An 18,852-nucleotide genomic window follows, 5' to 3' on the forward strand; every position below is an offset into this window, starting at 1 on the left:
AGTACGCTTGAGTCAACCTACACTAGGTATATTGACATTGTATTTGAATGAACGGCGTCATCTCGAAGAACGGCCCGTGTATCAGAAGATGATTGCAGCTGGCAAAAAAGTGGGACTCGAGGTATATGTGTTCACTCCACAGGATGTTGATGAACAGCAGCGCCGCATCAACGCGATGTGCTACAATCCAGAGACAGGACGCTGGACTCGAAAATGGACTCGATTTCCCCACATGATATTCGACAGGTGCCGCATCCAAAATAGCTATCGCTTTAAGCAGCTTTGCCGCTTTCGCAACAAATACAAACATCTTCTGTTCTTGAATCGCCCTTTACGCAACAAGTGGACGATCCATCAAGTCTTGTCAGGGGTAGCTTCCATTAAGCCACACCTCCCCAACACTCGCTTATACCGTTCAATTCAAGACTTGCAAAGCATGCTGCGCACAAACTCCCTAATTTACCTGAAACCTATCAACGGGACTGGAGGAAGGGGCATCCTGCGTATTGAACGTTCGCTGAGCAGTCCCTCCACCGTATTCGTTCAAGGCCGCGATCATCAACGGCGAATTATACAGCCACAGAAACTGACCCTTAACCAACTGGCCACGAAGCTGGCTGCATGGAGAGCCGTGGATCGTTACTTGGTGCAGCAAGGGATATCCTTGAAGCTGTCGAATGGGCGCGTACACGATTATCGCATGCTCGTGCAGAAGAACGGTAACGGGAAGTGGGAAGTGACCGGCTGTGCGGGTAGAGTGGGGGCCAATCGGAGCATCACTTCGAATCTCCACGGAGGCGGGAAAGCCGTACGTATGGATGAGCTGCTTAAAAAATGGATTGGTGACGAGCAGCGCATTACCGAAGTGAAGGAAGAAGCAGAAAGAATCAGCCTTGAAATTGCTCAATATCTTGAAGAAAAATATGGCGCTCTATGTGAATTGGCGCTGGATCTCGCCATTGATCGCAAGGGCCACATATGGCTGCTTGAGGTGAACCCAAAACCTGCACGGGAAGTATTCAGTCGGATTGGAGATCGGGAGACGTATCGGGCCGCTATCTCCCGGCCAATTGAATACGCAGCCTGGCTGCATCGCCAAAAAGGCAAACGTCATGGGGATGTGACAATATCAATCGTAGAAGAAACCGATCCTTCAACTTCAGAGTAAATAGATTCAAGTGCCTAGACCGCAATCGTGACGACGGTAAACAGCTTATCGATTCAAGTTCTGCAAGACACCACCGTAATCCTCGCAATGCGGACACGGTGGTGCTTCCTTTTACAGTTAGTCCTTAAATGGACTTTCAAGTAACACAACTTCATTCGTACTTGGTCGAAGCTCAACTTGACCACCGAGCGGCAGTATAAGCTTCGGATCTGTATGACCGAAGTCAAAATTGACCACAATCGGCAATTCCCCGGCGCCGAACTCCCCTTTGACGATGTCGACAATAAGATCATACAGCCGCCGCGTCTCTTCCTCACTGTAGTCCTTCGCCCGGCCAAAAATCAGCCCCTTTGCCTTCGCGTATACACCCTGCATCCCGTAATTGCGCAGCATGTAGCCAACTTGCATTGGCGACGGCTTCTCTTCTGAGGTTTCAAAAAAGAGAATTTTATTCGCCCAGAACGAAGCTTCCGGCCAATATGGAGTCGACTTCATAAACTCCAACACCTCAATACATCCGCCCCATAAATCCCCTTGTTGGACGGCTTCCCCTTGCAGAAAGATCCATCCCTTCTCATTCGAGATGAACTCCTGGCATTGACCTAGCGTATCAAGGTTGCCCCAATCCTGATATCCATTCGTCCATTTCATGTATGGCGCATAGGCATATGGATAATCATTTGAAAACAATAGTGCATCCAGATGAGCGGTGTACGCATCGGGCAAATGCTTCAGCTGCGCGATTCCTGCCAATATCGAAGGACCATAAAAAGTGATCATGCCAAGCTGATTCAAATAAGATAAAAAGGTTGTCGCATCCGAAAAGCCCATGATCATTTTCGGATTATTCTTGATCCGTTCAATATCCAAAAAGGGCAAGATCCGAATCGATTCATATCCTCCAATGGAACAAATAATGCCGTCAATGCTCGGATCAGCAAAGGCTTCATTCATATCCTGCGCGCGCAGCTCAGGGTGGCGATACAGCTCCGTCGGCTCCATTCTAGCAGTCGGCATTTCTATAATTTCAAGACCGAACAGTTCACGTAAATTGCGCAGACCAAGCTCATAGGTATCCGGAAATAAGTAAGGAAGGCCGCTCGAAGGGGAAATGATTGCAATTTTAGAGCCACGTTGCAGTCGCTTTGGCTTAAGCATATAAATACCTCCTAAATTTCCATTAATTTTATTCCTGATGCAACTAGGGGTCAATCCTATATTTTCCATACATAAAAAAAACCGACACCGCATTGATTTGCGGTGTCGGCTTTCCTTACTTCGTATACAGTTGATACATCAATGTATCCTCGTCAGCGGCACGAGCGAGATCATAAGCCTGCTGAATGCTTCGTTGGTTCTGGATCAGCTCATAACAGAAACGGGTAACAAACATTAACGTACTGTTCCCGTATGGATAATCGTTAGGTGCAATATACGTTTGGCAGCCACTGTCCAAGAATGCCTCGGCCATTTCCTTATGGCCCAGATCACAGCCGTTGGCGATTACTGTCCGGCCATCGAGCTTGGCGAATTTCCGAACTTCCTCGCTGCCGAAATCGCCGCGCGGCTCCCCGTCATCATACACATCGTCTCCAATCTCAGGCATCACGAAGCGTCCCTCGTCGCCATGGAAATTTAAGATGACAAGATCGGTGTCGGGGAACAAATCCTTGCCAGACAGAACGTCAGTAAAATCGTTTGGTCTTCCCACCCAATACATGAACACCCGAGCTCCAAAGTACTCCAAAGTAGCTCGAAGCGCTTGCGTCTCCATATCACAATCCGGTCCACACACAATAGCAACATTCATTTCAGGTTTACTCATTCGAATCAGCCTCCATATTGTTTAAGTAGTTACGCGCGTACGCATTTGTCTCAACTACTAGAAGCAATGGAGGCGGCCTGGCCCACCACGATACAATTCGACGTTACTTCTTCATTACTGTCTTCCCTTCAAGATTGTTATTATTGCGATGAAGCATACAAATCCAGCAGCTCATCGAAGTTATGGATCAGAACGTCCGAACCCTTCAATTCCTCATCCGCACCGAAACCAGCATACTGACAACCGATAACCGTTTGTCCATTTTCTTTGCCGGCCTCCACGTCCGAAGAGCGATCACCAACCATCCACGCCGAGGAAATGCCGTGTTCCTTCAACAGAAGCTCTACAAGCTCCACCTTCGTCGAAGTCTGGCGCCCTCCGGCACTATACAGCTCCGTGAACAGTTCAGTCAATCCGTGCGCATCGGACACACCTTGCACATATTCTTCCAATCCATTGCTGGCTACAAACAACTTTACACCAGATTCGCGCAAATTGGCAAGTGTTTCCTTAACCTGCGGATACAGTTCCGTTTCCCCTTCCTGCAAGCCTTTCAGTTCATATTCGAGCAGCAGATCATCCGCACGCAGTCTTGCTTCCTCGCTGGACTCCGGCATTACTCGCTTCCATATATCTGCAAGCAGCATGCCAAGAGAGCTTAATATGCGCTCCTCCGGCGGGGTTGGCCCTTCGAATAAGCCCTCATTTCGAAGCTGATCAAACGTACGATGATACGCTGGAATCAACAGCGTCTCCGTCTTGAACAACGTACCATCCATATCAAAAATCATCGCCTCCGGGCGCTTCAACGTGCCAGTGGAACGAGATACATCAGAAGTAGTCATTCCTTTCCCTCCAATTCTATAGTTGTCATTGCACAGACTATACATCATTGTACACAACATCAATCCATGATTCATTAGCAATATTGTAAATGTTTTGTAATCCATATGTAAGGATGAGGATAGCCAATTCCATTCCCGTTCGATATGATAAGTATGTGGAATATACTAGAGACTAGATTATCGAATTACACAGCAAACAACTTGTCATACGGAGGCGAATCAATTGGAACAGGCGATCATTATCGGAGCAGGTCCATGCGGACTATCTGCTGCTATAGAATTACAACGGATTGGTATGAATCCGCTCATCATTGAGAAGCACTGTCTCGTGAACTCAATATATCGGTATCCTACCCATCTGCAATTTTTCAGTACGCCGGAAATGCTCGAAATCGGCGGCATGCCATTTGCCAGCCCACACGACAAACCATACCGAGATGAAGCACTCGTCTATTACCGCAAGGTAGCAGAACGATACCAGCTCCGCATTCGTTCTTATGAAGAGGTAAAGTTTATTCACAAAGAAGAAGACGGAACGTTTACAATTCATTCTACAGCACGCAGCGGCTCATCCATCACACATCGTGCGCGTTATGTAGTCATCGCTACAGGTTATTTTGATCATCCGAACATGCTTGGCATCCCGGGAGAGTCCCTGCCGCACGTATCTCACTATTTCCAAGAAGCCCATCCTTATGCGGGCATGAATGTCGTGATTATTGGCGGAAACAATTCAGCTGTTGATGCTGCACTTGAGTTAATGCGAGTCGGAGCTAAAGTTACGGTTGTCTACCGCGGTGATGAGTTGACTGCTCATATCAAACCTTGGGTTCGTCCGATCTTTGACAGCATGATCGCAAAGGGAGTCATTGGAATGAAATATCATTCCCGAGTCGTTCGAATCGAACCAGATCGGGTACATATTGAGCATAATGAGGGGGGCACGGAAGTCATCGCAAGCGACTTCGTTCTCGCCTTGACCGGATTCAGACCGGATCGCACGATGCTGACTGCAAGCGGAATTGAGCTGCAAACCGACCGCGAAAAGCCCGTATTCAATCCGGAGACAATGGAGACGAATGTGCCTGGATTATATGTAGCTGGGGTTATCTCATCAGGGCGAGATGCCAACGAGATATTCATTGAGTCTGGCCGCTATCATGGGAAATTAATTGCTGATCATTTGAAGCAGCAATCCCGTTAAGAGCAGCGGGTGGGTAACAACCCACCCGCCTCTTCATGAATGATCTAGGACAGCACAGCCGTCCGCTCCTTGAAGTTCACTCCCCGATAATACATATCGGCAACGAGCAAATTCGGCCCGCAGCAGGAAGCCTGCGGACAATGGCAATCCACCGTTCTGGAAAGCGGATGTTCATTCAGCCAAGCATTGAATGTGTCATCGAGCTTGCCGGAATAGATGCTGCCGAACGCCGGAATATCCGCGAAGTCCGTTACATAGATATCCCCGCTAAACAAGTTGACATTCAATCGGTTACGGCCATCCGGGTCGTTGCGAACAGTCACCATTGGTTCTTTATGAAGACGTTGCAGCAATGCCTGATCCTCTTCATTCCTATTGCAGGAGAAGAAAGGCAGCGTGCCGAACAGCATCCACATCTCTTTATTGCGAGTATCCAACAGCTTATGAATAGCTGCGCGCAGCTGCTCAATTGGAAGCACAGGTAAGTTCTCCGCAAAGGAGCTCGGGTACATCGGATGAACCTCATGGCGCTTGCATCCCATTTCATCGATGAGTCGATGAATTTCACTCAGCTTGTCGTGTGTCCGATAATTGACCATGGATTCAGCGGAAATATACATGCCTGCTTCACTCAACTTGCGTGTATTTTCAATCATGCGCTCATACAGTCGGCCTGCCGCACCGGACTTCACCTCATGGCTGCTATGCGTGAATCCAACCGCATGGAAATCCTCCATACATGTATAGTTGAACGAAATATGCATGACATCCAAGTAAGGTGCTACCATTTCATATCTGCGCATGTCCATCGTCAAGTTGGAGTTGATCTGGGAACGTACCCCGCGCTCGCGCGCATATCGCAACAGGGGAACGATATACTCCTTAACCGTCTTCTCATGGAACATCGGCTCACCGCCGGTTATACTTATCGTCTCCAAATGCTCAACCTCTTCGAGACGCTGCAGCATCAGATCAAGCGACAGCTTGGGAGGCTCATTTGCGACCAGTGTGTATCCAACCGCACAGTGTTCGCAGCGCATATTGCACGCCTGCGCCACAGTCATCTCCACACTTGTCAATACATGACGGCCATATTGCTGCAAAGAACGAATCGGATCCCATGGATCGTAGGCTGGACTAATTGTTCTTAGTCCTGCTGTCCCTCCTTGCTCCGTGTTCACTATCTTCTCCGCTTGCAATTGATTCATGATTCATTCCACCTAACTTTCTAGTTGCCTGCTTTCAGCCTTCGTTGAAAAAATAATTGCTTACATATTTATAGCATACTTCGCCGCTCCTTGCGTCGAAACATTCTTGGCGCCCACCAATTGGCACGGCCCATCAGCTTCATAAATGCAGGAACAAGCAGCACCCGAATAAGCGTCGCATCCAAAAATACCGATACCGCAAGCCCAAGCCCGATAGCCTTCATCATCTCATTATCGGTGAAAATAAAAGCACCCACAACAACAATCAAAATGAAGGCCGCACTTGTAATAATACTTCCTGTCTTCATCAACCCTTGTGCGGTACTGTGTTCATTGTCCTTCGTGCGATCATACTCCTCAGCAATTCGGGACAACAGAAACACCTCATAATCCATAGATATGCCGAAGACGACACAAAAAATGATGATGGGAAGCATCGCCACCACCATACCAGTTGAGGTGACCTGCAAAAGGTCAGCCAAATGACCGTGCTGGAAGACAAGAACGACGATGCCAAGGCTTGCTCCCAAGCTCAGCATGTTCATCATAACCGCCTTCAGTGGCAGAAGAATCGATCGAAACGCGACAAAGAGAACCACATACGTCACGACAAGAATAAACGCGATTACGAACGGCAGTGCAGCTGTTATTCGTTCTATGATATCCCGTTGAACTGCCGGGCCGCCGGTTACATGTTTCCCCTTCAGTCCCGAACCAGATTCAATTTGACGCAGCTCGTCCACTAACTGGAACGCAGCGTCGCCCTTCGTGTGAGGCTTCGGAATGACTTGGATAACCAGCATCTTGTCACGAAGCGGCAGCTTCAACTCCATCTGGCTGCGCAGCTCTGGATGAGACAACGCAGCAGCCTGCGCTTCAGCTCCCTGTATATTCAATTGCGCCAATGCACTCACATAGCTGTCGACCCGTTGGACGCCATCTAGGTTATGAATGCGGGTCGAAAGACCTTCTATCGATCGAATTGCATCCACAGAAAAATAGGGCTTGTCCGTCTGCACGACGATCTGAATTGGATTCAATGCCTGCTCATCATAGGCTTCCTTCATCAATTCCGCACCATAGCGCGATTCATACTTGGGCGGAAGCATCTCTGCATCTGGTATCCCAATCTTCATGCTGCCGATTGGCCAAGCACAAGCAGCCAGGATTGCAGTGAGCAGCAGCACAATCAATACAGGATGCCTCATAACCCCATATGCAATGCGGCTCCACAATTCACTGCCCTCTGCCTTCTTGCTGCGTCTCCATCGTGCAGGAATGACAGGGAATTGATTCACCCTATGGCCAAGTAGACTCAATAGTGACAGTAGAAGTGTATTTCCCGCTGTGACCGACATCATGACCACAATGACACCGCCAATGCACAGCGAACGAAATAGAGATAAATCAATAAAAAGCATCGCAATTAAGCCAATCAGCACCGCAACACCCGAAAATACAATCGACTGGCCCGCAGTTTGCGCAGTCATCGCAATCGCATGCTCTACAGAAGATTGCTTGGCAAGCTCCTCACGGAATCGGCTTACGATAAACAACGCATAATCGATGCCAACGGCTAGACCCAGCATAGACACCATATTCGGCAAAAAGTTACTGAGCGTGTCAGTGATTTGGGCAATTCCATAGATAATCCCCAGTGTCGTCGTAACACTAAAAAGCCCAATTATAAGCGGCAGCACTCCTGCAAGCCATGTTCCAAATACGAACAAAAGGACGAGCAGCGCAATAGGAAGCCCGATCAGTTCAGACTTTACAATATCGTTCTTGCTCGCTGTCTGAATATCATAGTAGACCGGCGTAGTGCCTGTCACATAGGCCTTAGCGATCGGAATATCCGTTATAAGCTTGCGAAGATCGGGATATCGATCAAGCGCCTCATCCGTGTCCATATTGATACGGACATGAGCTGCAATAACATCGCTCCGCTTGCCCGTTCGATCCTGTGTCCGAAGTTGAATGTTTCCGACGGCCGAATCCCGCTTCAGATCTGCAAGTGAGCGCTCAATTTGCTGGATGGAATCTTTCGTGGACAAGGAGCTGCTGTCCCTGCTCTCATAGACAATATCCATCGTCGTGGAAGAAATGCCAAGCTCATCTCGCAGCAGTTCATAACCTGTATAAGATTCACTGCCAGTCGGCGTGAATCCATTATTCTTGAGCATGGAAGGCACTTGTACGGCCAGTATGGAGGTCAATGCAAACAAAATCGTCCAGATGATCCATACTGCATGACGCCATCGATACATCCACTTTCCCCAATGCCACAACCAACCTTGTCTGGCTGCTTCCCTCACGTGACGAACCTCCTGCTCGCTAGTAGACTGAATGAAGGGATGATAATAATGAATAATAGCTTAAATAGCATCGCGGCATATGATGTTCGCAAAGCGCTTAATCGGTTGCGTGATAGCCCACGATCATAACGTGAAGTTTCTTGGATAGATCAATTTCATGGGGGATCTTCAATGGATTGCCTTCAGCATCGTACAGTATTCTTACAACAGGACGCTGTGGGTATTCAGCATGTATGCGGGCAATAACACCTGACTCACCTGTATTCAAATGAATCGACATCCCTATCGGATAAACAGCCATACGGTCTCGAAACAGCTCCAGCATACGCTGCTCATATTGCGTTCCTGAACCGGTATAAAGAATTTCCAGCGCCTCATGAGGAAGCATCGCTTTACGATACACACGATGCGTTGTCAAGGCATCATAAGAATCTGTAATTCCAACCCATTTCGCATATTCATGAATATCCGGCGATTTGATGCCGCGTGGATATCCGGAACCGTTCAATCGCTCATGGTGCTGGTAAGCACAATGAGCTGCCAGCAGCGGAATATTCGGCTCATTTTTCAACATGTAGTATCCAATCTCTGTATGCTTCTTCATCTGTGCAAACTCATCATTCGATAATGAACCTGGCTTGTTCAATATGTTCAGATTAATTTGCGTTTTGCCGATGTCGTGAAGGAGCGCACCCATGCTCAATGTCCGAAGTTCATTTCGAGGATACCCATGATGAAGCCCTAGCAAAGTCGTATAAACACACACGTTCAGGGAATGTCGAAACAAATAATGATCTGTCGTCTGCATATCATTCAGCATAACCATCGCTTTATGGTGACCATACAAATCGCCTATTATGGCATCCAACACCTCAAAAAACTCCCGCTTCAGTGTCGTGTGCGAAGCTGAACGCTTACGCGTCATTGCTTCTTCAATCAATCGTTTGAATTGCTTGCGAATCGTCGCGTTGGCAAGTTTTCTCGTATCCCCGCTCAACACATTCGGTGCATGAATACCTTCTGTCCGCGCATCTTCCACGTACACATAGGAGACGCCCATCGCTTCCAAGCGCTGAATATACGCAGTACTAAGCTCGACTTGCTCCTTGAGCAGCACAAGACCTTCTTCATTATATATTTCTTTTGCTAATCGCATGCCGGCTCGGCACGCTTGTATAGGTACCCATCGCAAGCAGAGTCAACCCCTGAAGTTATGATATTTACATTCACTTAAAATGCATCGAATTAATCATATCAAATTCTCGCTAGACTAGCGAGTCGCTGCCATACATTCCTTTATCTAAGTTGGGAAATTGGCAGAATTCGCTGGCGATCTCCGCTATTATCCATGGATCTCGGATGAATAAAAGTATACATCTTTTGCATACTTCTGAATTTTCCCAAATATGAAATTTTCAAAATGTCCTGCCCCTGTCAATCAGGAACAGCAGCTACATGATGAAATACCAGAATAACGCTGCCAAAACGAAGCGATAAATTGCGAAATGGCGAAGTTTAATCCGCTGAATATGCTTGAGGAAGGCAACAACAATTACATAGGCTACCACAAAAGATACTAAAAAACCGAGCACAAAAAAAGCGAGAATATCGAGGGTAAACATCTTATAATTGTCAAGCAGCTCATATCCACTCGCTGCACACATAATCGGGATCGCGATGAGAAAGGAAAAATCCGCAGAAGCTCGGTAGCTAACGCCGCTCAGCATACCTCCCGACATCGTAGATCCTGAGCGGGAGAAGCCTGGCCACAACACAGACAGAATTTGAAACAAACCAATAGAAAAGGCTTGCTTATAGCTAATATCATCCATCGTCTTCGCTGATGGCTCTCTGCGAGAACCGTACCATTCGGCGAACCACATAAATGCGCCTCCGACGACAAGCGCCAACAATACCGTTGAGGTGCTGTCAAACAACTGCTTAATATGATCTTTTGCTAGGTAGGCCACACCTAACGCGGGAGCTATTCCAATGGCGACATGGAGCAGATTCAATCGTTGACAGACGACATTCCCTTGCTGAACGGTTCGTTTGCGCAAGCCCAACATCCCCATGATCCGATCCCAATATACGACCATCATGGCCAGTGTCGCGCCTAGCTGAATGACGATCTCGAACGTTTTAAGCCAGCTAGCCTGCTCCTCAATCCCCATTAGCTTCGTTGTTAATATCATATGGCCTGTCGAGGATACAGGTATGAATTCAGTTAATCCTTCAACAATGCCAAGAACAACTGCAACGATGACATAGAACATGGATAAATCCCTCTTTTCCTCCTCATACGAAGTTACTCGAGTTCATCTAATGCGAGCACTCCGAAATCGGACAAAGTATCTTGTTCTTTGTATACGAGCAGCGGATGAATTTCAGCACCAATTTTTCACAATATTCTGGAAAATGTTATTGTTATCTTTTGTCAGACTTTGGTATGATAAAAGATACATGTAGGTCAATATGACTAGAAAGGTGTGACATTTCGTGCGGATACATGTCACAGAAATTCAAGAAGGGGACATTCTCTCGAAGGATATTTTCAATGATAATGGTCTGTTGGTGCTGTCTGCAGGAACCGTCATGAAGCAGCGGGACATTGCTCTTCTCATTCGTCATCATTTGGAAATGATCAATATCGAGGGCAGAGCATGCACAGAACCTGCAGTAGAGTCCCCTTATTCTACGAATGAAGGGCAGCAAACCTATCACAGTGCCCATCAAGGGATGCAGAACAGCTATAATACGGCAATTCACAATGTCGAGAAAATATTTCAAGATGTCGTCCAACATGGATTTGTGCAAGATGAGCTTGTTCAAGAATCCATCACACCGCTTATTCAACAGATGGAGAAGCAGCATGATGTTGTCTCCCTCTTGCTTCTGCTGGACTCAAAGGATGATTATACGTATCAGCATTCCGTGCAAGTCGGTATGCTGTCCTACTATATTGCGAAGTGGATGCATTACGGGGAAGAAGAAGCGATTCGCATTTGCAAGGCTGGATTTTTGCATGATATCGGCAAGTCCCAAATTGATCGACACCTGTTACACAAACCAGAGATGCTGACATTTTCCGAATTCGAACAAATGAAATCTCATACTGTTCTCGGATATGAGATTATTCGTGCTGCTTATGATGATGAATGGCTTGCGGTCGCTGCCCTCCAGCATCATGAACGCATTGATGGAAGCGGTTACCCTTATGGCACTTCTGATCTTGAGATTCATCCAGTTGCTCGCATCATTGCCGTTGCAGATATATATAGTGCGATGACAAGCACACGAATTTATCGGAGCAAGCAGGATTTATTTACGGTTCTGAAAGAGCTTCATACGTTGAGCTATACTGGACTTGATCCCAAAATCGTCCATACCTTCATTCGCCACATGCTGCCTAACTTCGTTCATAAGCAGGCACGCCTAAGCGACGGGCGAACCGGAACAATCATCATGAACCATCATACTGAATTTTTCCGGCCGCTCGTGCAAGTTGATAATCAATTCATTGATTTAACGCAATTCCGCAATCTGCATATTGAAAAGGTATACATGTAAGTTGCTGTACTAGATTTATTCGTTTACAGCCTGCTTTTTCAAGTGAAGCGCGTCATGATTAACGTATTTATAAGACGCGCTCAGGATGTTTTCGCTTTGACCCGATGTGCCATTAATTCAGAAACGGTGACAAATGAATAACCCCGCCGCTTCAATTCGGGCAGTATTTTCTTCAGCGCCTGAATGGTCTGTGTGCTTCCCTCTACTAAGTCGTGCATTAGTACGATGTCACCGTTTCTTGCATGTCCCAGCACCTTATTGACAATTCGATCTACTCCTGGTGAACGCCAATCCTTCGTATCTTGATGCCACGACCATAAAATAACGCGGTACCCCTTCTCCCGTGCAATTTCTACAAGCCGTTCATTATAATACCCGCCTGGCGGTCGGAATAATTGGGGCGGCGTGCCCGTCACCTCTTCAATGACTCGATGCGCCTTCATGATTTCCTCTTCAATTTCTGCCTTCGTTACCCCTTTGCGAAAATACTTATGGTGGTACGTATGATTCGCAATTTCATGTCCCTCACGAACTGTACGCTTTACTAATTCTTGGTGCGACTTTACTCTCCATCCTACGACGAAGAAGGTAGCCTTGGCATTATACTGCTTTAACAGGTCTAAGATAACCGGAGTACGGGTTGGATCAGGGCCATCGTCAAAAGTGAGTGCAATCCGCTTGCCAGCAGACGGCACTTCCCACACAATGTCTCCTCGTCCTTCATAATAGGCACGATCTCTGCGAGCTGGCGCACTCTCATGATGTGTGTCTATTTGTGTCGCTACGGACATGGCACTTGCCTTAACTGGTGCAAATACACTTAAAATCATACATCCGATTAGCATCATGATACAGAATCTGTGCTTACGGCAAATATGCCGTATTTTTCGCTCCTGTTGGATAGGGTCAACCATTTCCAATCCTCCTGTTGCGTGATGAGATAACATAGATGCGAACCCGCTGTAAGCAAGTTGAACATCAGCATAAGGATTAGTATGCCAATTTCGGGGTGTACCATGCGGATAAAAGCAAAATGGGGACAAACACGGAGAAAATGAGCGAAAAACAAAAACTTCTTTATAAAAAAATACGTGCCCTCTGCTTGATGCACATCGTACATCAAGCAAAAAGGGCACGTATCTTCCTTCAACGAAACAAGGCTGATTGGCTCTTTGCCGAAGCAATCCTTAGCCGATAGAGCCTTCCATTTCGAATTTGATCAATCTATTCATCTCAACCGCATATTCCATTGGCAGTTCCTTCGTGAACGGCTCGATGAAGCCCATGACGATCATTTGAGTCGCCTCATCTTCAGTTAAGCCGCGGCTCATCAGGTAGAAGAGCTGATCCTCGGATACCTTGGATACAGTAGCTTCATGCTCCAATTGAATATTGTCGTTGCGGATCTCGTTGTACGGAATTGTATCAGACGTAGATTCGTTATCCAAAATCAAAGTATCACATTTTACGTTTGATTTTGCACCGTCAGAATCACGACCGAACGATGTCAAGCCGCGATACGAAACCTTACCGCCATGCTTGGAGATCGATTTGGAAATAATGGTCGACGTTGTATCTGGAGCCAGGTGAATCATCTTCGCACCAGCATCCTGATGCTGACCTTTACCTGCTACCGCAATTGACAGTACAGAGCCTTTTGCTCCGCGGCCTTTCAATACGACTGCTGGATATTTCATAGTCAGCTTGGAACCGATGTTGCCGTCAACCCACTCCATGTTCGCATTCTCTTCCGCAACAGCACGCTTTGTAACCAGGTTGTAAATGTTCGGCGCCCAGTTTTGGATTGTTGTATAACGAACACGCGCATTTTTCTTCACAATAATCTCAACGACCGCACTATGAAGAGAGTTCGTGCTGTAGATAGGCGCTGTACAACCTTCAACATAATGTACGAAGCTGTCCTCATCTGCGATGATGAGCGTACGCTCAAACTGACCCATATTCTCGGAGTTGATACGGAAATATGCTTGAAGCGGAATTTCACACTTCACGCCTTTTGGCACATAGATAAAGCTTCCGCCCGACCATACTGCACTGTTCAATGCAGCGAACTTGTTGTCCGCCGGAGGAACGACAGATGCGAAGTGCTCGCGGAAGATCTCCGGATGCTCACGAAGTGCAGTGTCCGTATCCATAAAGATAACGCCTTGCTCTTCGAGATCCTTCTGCATGCTGTGATAAACAACCTCAGATTCGTACTGAGCCGATACACCAGCAAGGAACTTTTGTTCCGCTTCTGGAATGCCGAGCTTATCGAATGTTTCCTTGATCTCAGTCGGAACTTCTTCCCATGTCTTACCTTGCTTCTCAGAAGGACGCACATAATATTGAATGTCGTTGAAGTCCAACTCATCCAAATCGCCGCCCCAACGAGGCATTGCCATTTTGTTAAATTGCTCAAGCGACTTCAAGCGGAATTCCAGCATCCAGTCAGGCTCGCCCTTAATACGGGAGATCTCAGTAACGATCTCCGGCGTCAGCCCTTTACCGGATTGGAAGACTGCTTGGTGATTATCGCGAAAGCCATATTTATACTCTTCCATTTCAGGCATCTTTTTCGCCATAGTTGTTGTACCTCCTCTGTGCGAACGTCGCACTTGATCGCCTATTCAGGCTTATCGATCCCTTTGCGAAGCGCGTTCCAAGCCAATGTCGCACATTTAATGCGGGCTGGGAACTTGTTTACACCAGATAGAGCCTCGATATCTTCATATTCATCAAACGTAGCGTTCTCGCCTTTTACCAAGGCAGAGAAGCGCTCAGCCAATTCATGTGCTTGCTCCAACGTTTTACCTTTGACCGCTTCCGTCATCATTGATGCACTAGACATGCTTATCGAGCAGCCCTCGCCTGTGAATTTGGCATCCTCAACAATGCCATCGTTCAACTTAAGCTGCAGAGATATGCGATCACCACAAGTCGGATTGTTCAGGTCAACGGTAACCGTGTCGTCCTCGAACGTGCCGCGGTTGCGCGGCTTTTTGTAGTGATCCATGATGACTCGGCGATACAGATCATCCAATTGCATCGCTGAAATACTCCTTCGTTTCCCGCAAGGCTTCCGCCAACCGGTCAATGTCTGCTTCCGTGTTGTACAAATAGAAACTTGCGCGTGCCGACGCACTTACCTTGAGCCAACGCATCAGCGGCTGGCAGCAGTGATGTCCGGCACGTACGGCAATCCCCTTCGCATCCAGAACGGTAGCTACATCATGCGGATGGATATCATCCAAATTGAATGTAACGAGCCCGATCCGCTCGCGGCGAGGGCCATAGATCGAGAGTCCATCAATCTCAGACAAACGCTCGACCGCATAGGCGCCAAGCTGCATCTCATGTTTATGAATGTTGTCCAGCCCTATTTCGTTTAGGAAATCAATCGCAGCGCCTAGTCCGACAGCACCTGCTATGATCGGTGTTCCCGCTTCAAATCGGGCAGGAACATCTTTCCACGTTGATTCATACAAATCAACGAAGTCAATCATTTCGCCGCCGAACTCGATTGGTTCCATTTTCTCGAGCAGTGCCATCTTCCCATATAATGCCCCGATTCCAGTTGGTCCGCACATTTTGTGCCCTGACAATGCATAGAAGTCGCAATCCAGCTCCTGAACATCGATCCGCATATGCGGCGTACTTTGCGCGCCATCTACCACGATAACTGCCCCATAGCGATGTGCGATCTCCGCAATTTGTTTGACTGGATTTACGATTCCGAGCACATTGGATGCATACGCAATCGATACAATCTTCGTTCGAGCCGTAATCGTCTGCTCCACATCTGCAAGCAAAAGCGTGCCATCTTCCTGCATCGGGATATATTTCAACGTAGCCCCTGTCGCTTTCGCGACCTGCTGCCACGGAATCAGATTGCTGTGGTGTTCCATTTGTGTGATGACAATTTCATCACCCTCGCCGCATACACTGCGTCCATAGGAAGATGCAACAAGATTAAGCGCACTTGTCGTACCGCGAGTGAATACAATCTCTTCCGTACGATTCGCGTTGATGAACCGGGCAACTTTCTCCCGCGCACCTTCGTAAGCGTCTGTCGCTCGGGAACCGAGCGTATGGACGCCGCGGTGTACGTTGGAATTGTCCTTTTCATAATACGCTTGTATCGCATCAATTACGGATCTCGGCTTCTGTGAGGTTGCCGCACTGTCTAAATACACCAACGGATGACCATTAACATCCTGATTTAAAATCGGGAATTGCTCACGAAGCTCGCGTCCAATCATTGTCCCAGCTTCCTTTCGATGTAACGCTTCAGCAATTGCTGCAAATGCTCTCCTGGCAGTTCAGCTACAACTGGTGCCAAGAATCCGCGGATAATCAAGTTCTCCGCCTCTTCACGAGCAATACCGCGCGACATCATGTAATAAACCTGTTCTTGGTTCACTTGACCAGCAGAAGCAGCATGACCCGCTGTTACATCGTCCTCATCAATAAGCAAAATTGGATTCGCATCTCCACGCGCTTTCGGGCTCAGCATAAGTACGCGCTCTGTTTGCTCACCATTTGCTTTGGTTGCTCCCTTTTCAATCTTCGTAATTCCGTTGATGATTGCGGAAGCATTTTCGCGCATAACTGCGCGTGTAATCATTTGGCTGTCAGAGCTCTTACCGAAGTGAACAGCTTTCGTCGTAATGTTCAGCTTTTGATCGCCATTTCCTACGCATATTACTTTTGTATCGGATGTAGAACCGTTGCCTACGAGAATGGAGTTCGTTTCAGACGCTGCATAGCCGTTGTGCATTTCGCCTACAACCCACTCAATGCGGCCGTCATTTTCAACTACTGCGCGACGAATCGTAATATCCGTTGCTTTCTCATCCAAATGATGTACAGATGCGTAAGTTACCTTCGCTCCGGATTTCACGAACACTTCAACAACACCATTATGAACATAAGCATCAGTAGAAGCACCAGATACGTAGTTGTCTACATAGTTTACACGGCTGTTCACATCCGCAACAATCAATACATGCGGTGCGAATGTAGCCTTTGCATTATCTGTATAGAACAATGCTTGAAGCGGAATATCTACTTCTACGTTTTTCGGCACGTATAAGAATACGCCGCCATTCCATACTGCGGCATGCAAAGCTGCCAACTGATGCTCGTCAGCCTTCAGCGCTTGCATCAAATGCGGCTTCACCAGCTCTTCATGCTCACGAGCCGCCGTTTCCAAGTCTGTAAAGATAACGCCCTTCGCTGCCAGTTCTGCTTGCAATTGACGATATACTACCCCGGAATTGTGCTGAACCAGTACGTTGTCTACCTGTGCGGAAGACTCATCCCCAGTCAATATAGTACGAACTTCTCTCGGAATATCAGCAAAAGCAGAAACTTGTTGGCTGTCTACATACTCACCATATGCTTGAAGATCCCAGCGTTCAATTTTTGTTTTTTCAAATATCGGATAATCCAGTGCCGCTGCTTGATCCAACGCTTGCAATCGCAATTCAGCAAGCCATGCAGGCTCACTCTTGCGGCTCGAAAGCGCAGCGACCGCTTCACGGCTCACTGGCAATGTCGTATTCGTGCTCATCGGTCTATCGCTCCTCCTGTCAATCGTTTGCTAGAATGAATTACTCGCCTTGTCCAACTGTTTCGTCTGTAATGCCGAGTTCTTCCTTCACCCAGTCGTAACCTTCGGCCTCAAGACGCTCAGCCAGTTCAGGACCGCCGGATTTCACGATACGACCTTGCATCATAACGTGTACGAAGTCAGGCTTCACATAGTTCAGCAAACGTTGATAGTGCGTAATAACCAAGAATCCGCGATCTTCGCTGCGCATAGCATTTACACCATTTGCAACGATTTTCAATGCGTCGATATCCAAACCGGAGTCGATTTCGTCCAAGACTACGATTTTCGGTTCCAGCATCATCATTTGCAAGATTTCGTTACGCTTCTTCTCCCCGCCGGAGAAGCCTTCGTTCAGGTAGCGATGAGCGAATTCTTCATTCATCTCCAGTTCTTTCATCTTGCCTTCCATTTGACGAATGAACTTGATCAAGGAGATTTCGTTGCCTTCACCGCGGCGAGCATTGATTGCGCTGCGCAAGAAGTCGGAGTTCGTTACACCTGCGATTTCGCTTGGGTATTGCATCGCAAGGAACAGACCCGCACGAGCGCGCTCGTCAACTTCCATCTCAAGCAAATCTTCTCCGTTAATTGTAGCAGAACCTTCTGTTACTTCATATTTAGGATGGCCCATCAAAGCAGAAGCGAGTGTACTTTTACCAGTTCCGTTAGGACCCATGATAGCATGTACCTCGCCACCCTTCATTTCCAGATTGATTCCTTTCAGAATCTCTTTACCTTCAATGGTCGCCTTTAAACCATTAATGACGAATTGAGTTGACATTGTGTTGTAACCTCCAGATTGATGGATTTGTAGAAAAGATGTATACTGAAAGAACAATAAATCTTTATCCACGCTATAAGATTTATCACATTGTAATCATTATAAAATGATTATCATTGATTCTCAATATAATTTTAAAACAATCATTTGTATAAATCAACCAGCGCCCCACCCATGCTGCCTCTATCTTTCGCCAAATAACTCCTTTATTCGTTACAAAAGCGCGCAATCTGCTAGAGTCACATCGCCTGCCAATTTTATATATAATTTCAGTAAAAAGCGCACCCTTCTCAGGATGCGCTTATATGTTTATCATCAA

16 protein-coding genes are annotated in these 18,852 nt (G+C 47.2%); 3 read left to right on the forward strand and 13 right to left on the reverse strand.

From position 1 onward, the window contains the following. Positions 1-7 precede the first annotated feature (7 nt). Positions 8-1,168, forward strand: a complete 1,161-nt coding sequence (locus ACQ5BJ_RS19430; RefSeq protein WP_289356076.1) for a YheC/YheD family protein — start codon at positions 8-10, stop codon at positions 1,166-1,168. A 117-nt stretch (positions 1,169-1,285) separates the two neighbouring features. On the opposite strand, the gene ACQ5BJ_RS19435 is transcribed toward ACQ5BJ_RS19430, so the two are convergent. The 3 genes from ACQ5BJ_RS19435 to ACQ5BJ_RS19445 all read right to left on the reverse strand — a co-directional run bounded on the left by ACQ5BJ_RS19435 (position 1,286) and on the right by ACQ5BJ_RS19445 (position 3,838). After that, positions 1,286-2,326: a S66 family peptidase gene (locus ACQ5BJ_RS19435; protein WP_268621773.1), complete on the reverse strand. Its 1,041-nt coding sequence runs from the start codon at positions 2,324-2,326 to the stop codon at positions 1,286-1,288. A 115-nt stretch (positions 2,327-2,441) separates the two neighbouring features. Continuing rightward, positions 2,442-2,993, reverse strand: a complete 552-nt coding sequence (locus tag ACQ5BJ_RS19440; RefSeq protein WP_430112019.1) for a delta-aminolevulinic acid dehydratase — start codon at positions 2,991-2,993, stop codon at positions 2,442-2,444. Positions 2,994-3,133: 140 nt separating this feature from the next. Continuing rightward, entirely contained in the window at positions 3,134-3,838 is a 705-nt protein-coding gene (locus tag ACQ5BJ_RS19445) for an HAD family hydrolase (RefSeq protein WP_289356080.1), read from the reverse strand. Between the two features lie 223 nt (positions 3,839-4,061). Here ACQ5BJ_RS19445 and ACQ5BJ_RS19450 point away from each other — a divergent pair, with 223 nt between their 5' ends. Continuing rightward, positions 4,062-5,042 (forward strand): YpdA family putative bacillithiol disulfide reductase, encoded by a 981-nt coding sequence (locus tag ACQ5BJ_RS19450; protein ID WP_171419146.1) that lies wholly within the window; start codon positions 4,062-4,064, stop codon positions 5,040-5,042. Positions 5,043-5,086: 44 nt separating this feature from the next. Here ACQ5BJ_RS19450 and yfkAB read toward each other — a convergent pair whose 3' ends face one another. The 4 genes from yfkAB to ACQ5BJ_RS19470 form a co-directional block, all read right to left on the reverse strand. Next, a complete protein-coding gene (gene yfkAB, locus ACQ5BJ_RS19455) occupies positions 5,087-6,250 on the reverse strand; it encodes a radical SAM/CxCxxxxC motif protein YfkAB (protein WP_171419144.1) in 1,164 nt (387 codons plus the stop codon). Between the two features lie 68 nt (positions 6,251-6,318). Then, positions 6,319-8,565: an MMPL family transporter gene (locus ACQ5BJ_RS19460; RefSeq protein WP_268621764.1), complete on the reverse strand. Its 2,247-nt coding sequence runs from the start codon at positions 8,563-8,565 to the stop codon at positions 6,319-6,321. A 97-nt stretch (positions 8,566-8,662) separates the two neighbouring features. Continuing rightward, the gene (locus ACQ5BJ_RS19465; protein ID WP_040737116.1) at positions 8,663-9,757 is read right to left on the reverse strand and encodes an HD-GYP domain-containing protein; all 1,095 of its coding nucleotides are present in this window, start codon (positions 9,755-9,757) and stop codon (positions 8,663-8,665) included. Positions 9,758-10,016: 259 nt separating this feature from the next. After that, on the reverse strand, positions 10,017-10,841 hold the full coding sequence (locus ACQ5BJ_RS19470) for an undecaprenyl-diphosphate phosphatase (protein ID WP_268621761.1): 825 nt from the start codon (positions 10,839-10,841) through the stop codon (positions 10,017-10,019). Between the two features lie 223 nt (positions 10,842-11,064). On the opposite strand from ACQ5BJ_RS19470, the gene ACQ5BJ_RS19475 reads away from it, so the two are divergent. Then, entirely contained in the window at positions 11,065-12,135 is a 1,071-nt protein-coding gene (locus tag ACQ5BJ_RS19475; protein WP_005551721.1) for an HD-GYP domain-containing protein, read from the forward strand. An 80-nt stretch (positions 12,136-12,215) separates the two neighbouring features. Here ACQ5BJ_RS19475 and ACQ5BJ_RS19480 read toward each other — a convergent pair whose 3' ends face one another. The 6 genes from ACQ5BJ_RS19480 to sufC all read right to left on the reverse strand — a co-directional run bounded on the left by ACQ5BJ_RS19480 (position 12,216) and on the right by sufC (position 18,533). Continuing rightward, a complete protein-coding gene (locus ACQ5BJ_RS19480) occupies positions 12,216-13,049 on the reverse strand; it encodes a polysaccharide deacetylase family protein (RefSeq protein ID WP_005551723.1) in 834 nt (277 codons plus the stop codon). A gap of 273 nt (positions 13,050-13,322) precedes the next feature. Next, entirely contained in the window at positions 13,323-14,720 is a 1,398-nt protein-coding gene (gene sufB, locus ACQ5BJ_RS19485; protein WP_005551259.1) for a Fe-S cluster assembly protein SufB, read from the reverse strand. Between the two features lie 41 nt (positions 14,721-14,761). Further along, positions 14,762-15,184: a Fe-S cluster assembly sulfur transfer protein SufU gene (gene sufU, locus ACQ5BJ_RS19490; protein ID WP_005551261.1), complete on the reverse strand. Its 423-nt coding sequence runs from the start codon at positions 15,182-15,184 to the stop codon at positions 14,762-14,764. Next, on the reverse strand, positions 15,171-16,397 hold the full coding sequence (locus ACQ5BJ_RS19495) for a cysteine desulfurase (protein WP_005551262.1): 1,227 nt from the start codon (positions 16,395-16,397) through the stop codon (positions 15,171-15,173). Before ACQ5BJ_RS19495 ends, sufU begins: the two co-directional genes overlap by 14 nt. After that, positions 16,394-17,710 carry a Fe-S cluster assembly protein SufD gene (gene sufD, locus ACQ5BJ_RS19500; protein WP_430112023.1) on the reverse strand — a complete coding sequence of 439 codons (1,317 nt, stop codon included), beginning with the start codon at positions 17,708-17,710 and terminating at the stop codon, positions 16,394-16,396. Before sufD ends, ACQ5BJ_RS19495 begins: the two co-directional genes overlap by 4 nt. Positions 17,711-17,750: 40 nt before the next feature. Continuing rightward, the gene (gene sufC / locus ACQ5BJ_RS19505; protein ID WP_005551268.1) at positions 17,751-18,533 is read right to left on the reverse strand and encodes a Fe-S cluster assembly ATPase SufC; all 783 of its coding nucleotides are present in this window, start codon (positions 18,531-18,533) and stop codon (positions 17,751-17,753) included. Positions 18,534-18,852 lie beyond the last annotated feature (319 nt).

Source organism: Paenibacillus sp. B1-35, assembly GCF_050474385.1.
Taxonomy (GTDB): domain Bacteria; phylum Bacillota; class Bacilli; order Paenibacillales; family Paenibacillaceae; genus Paenibacillus_B; species Paenibacillus_B alvei.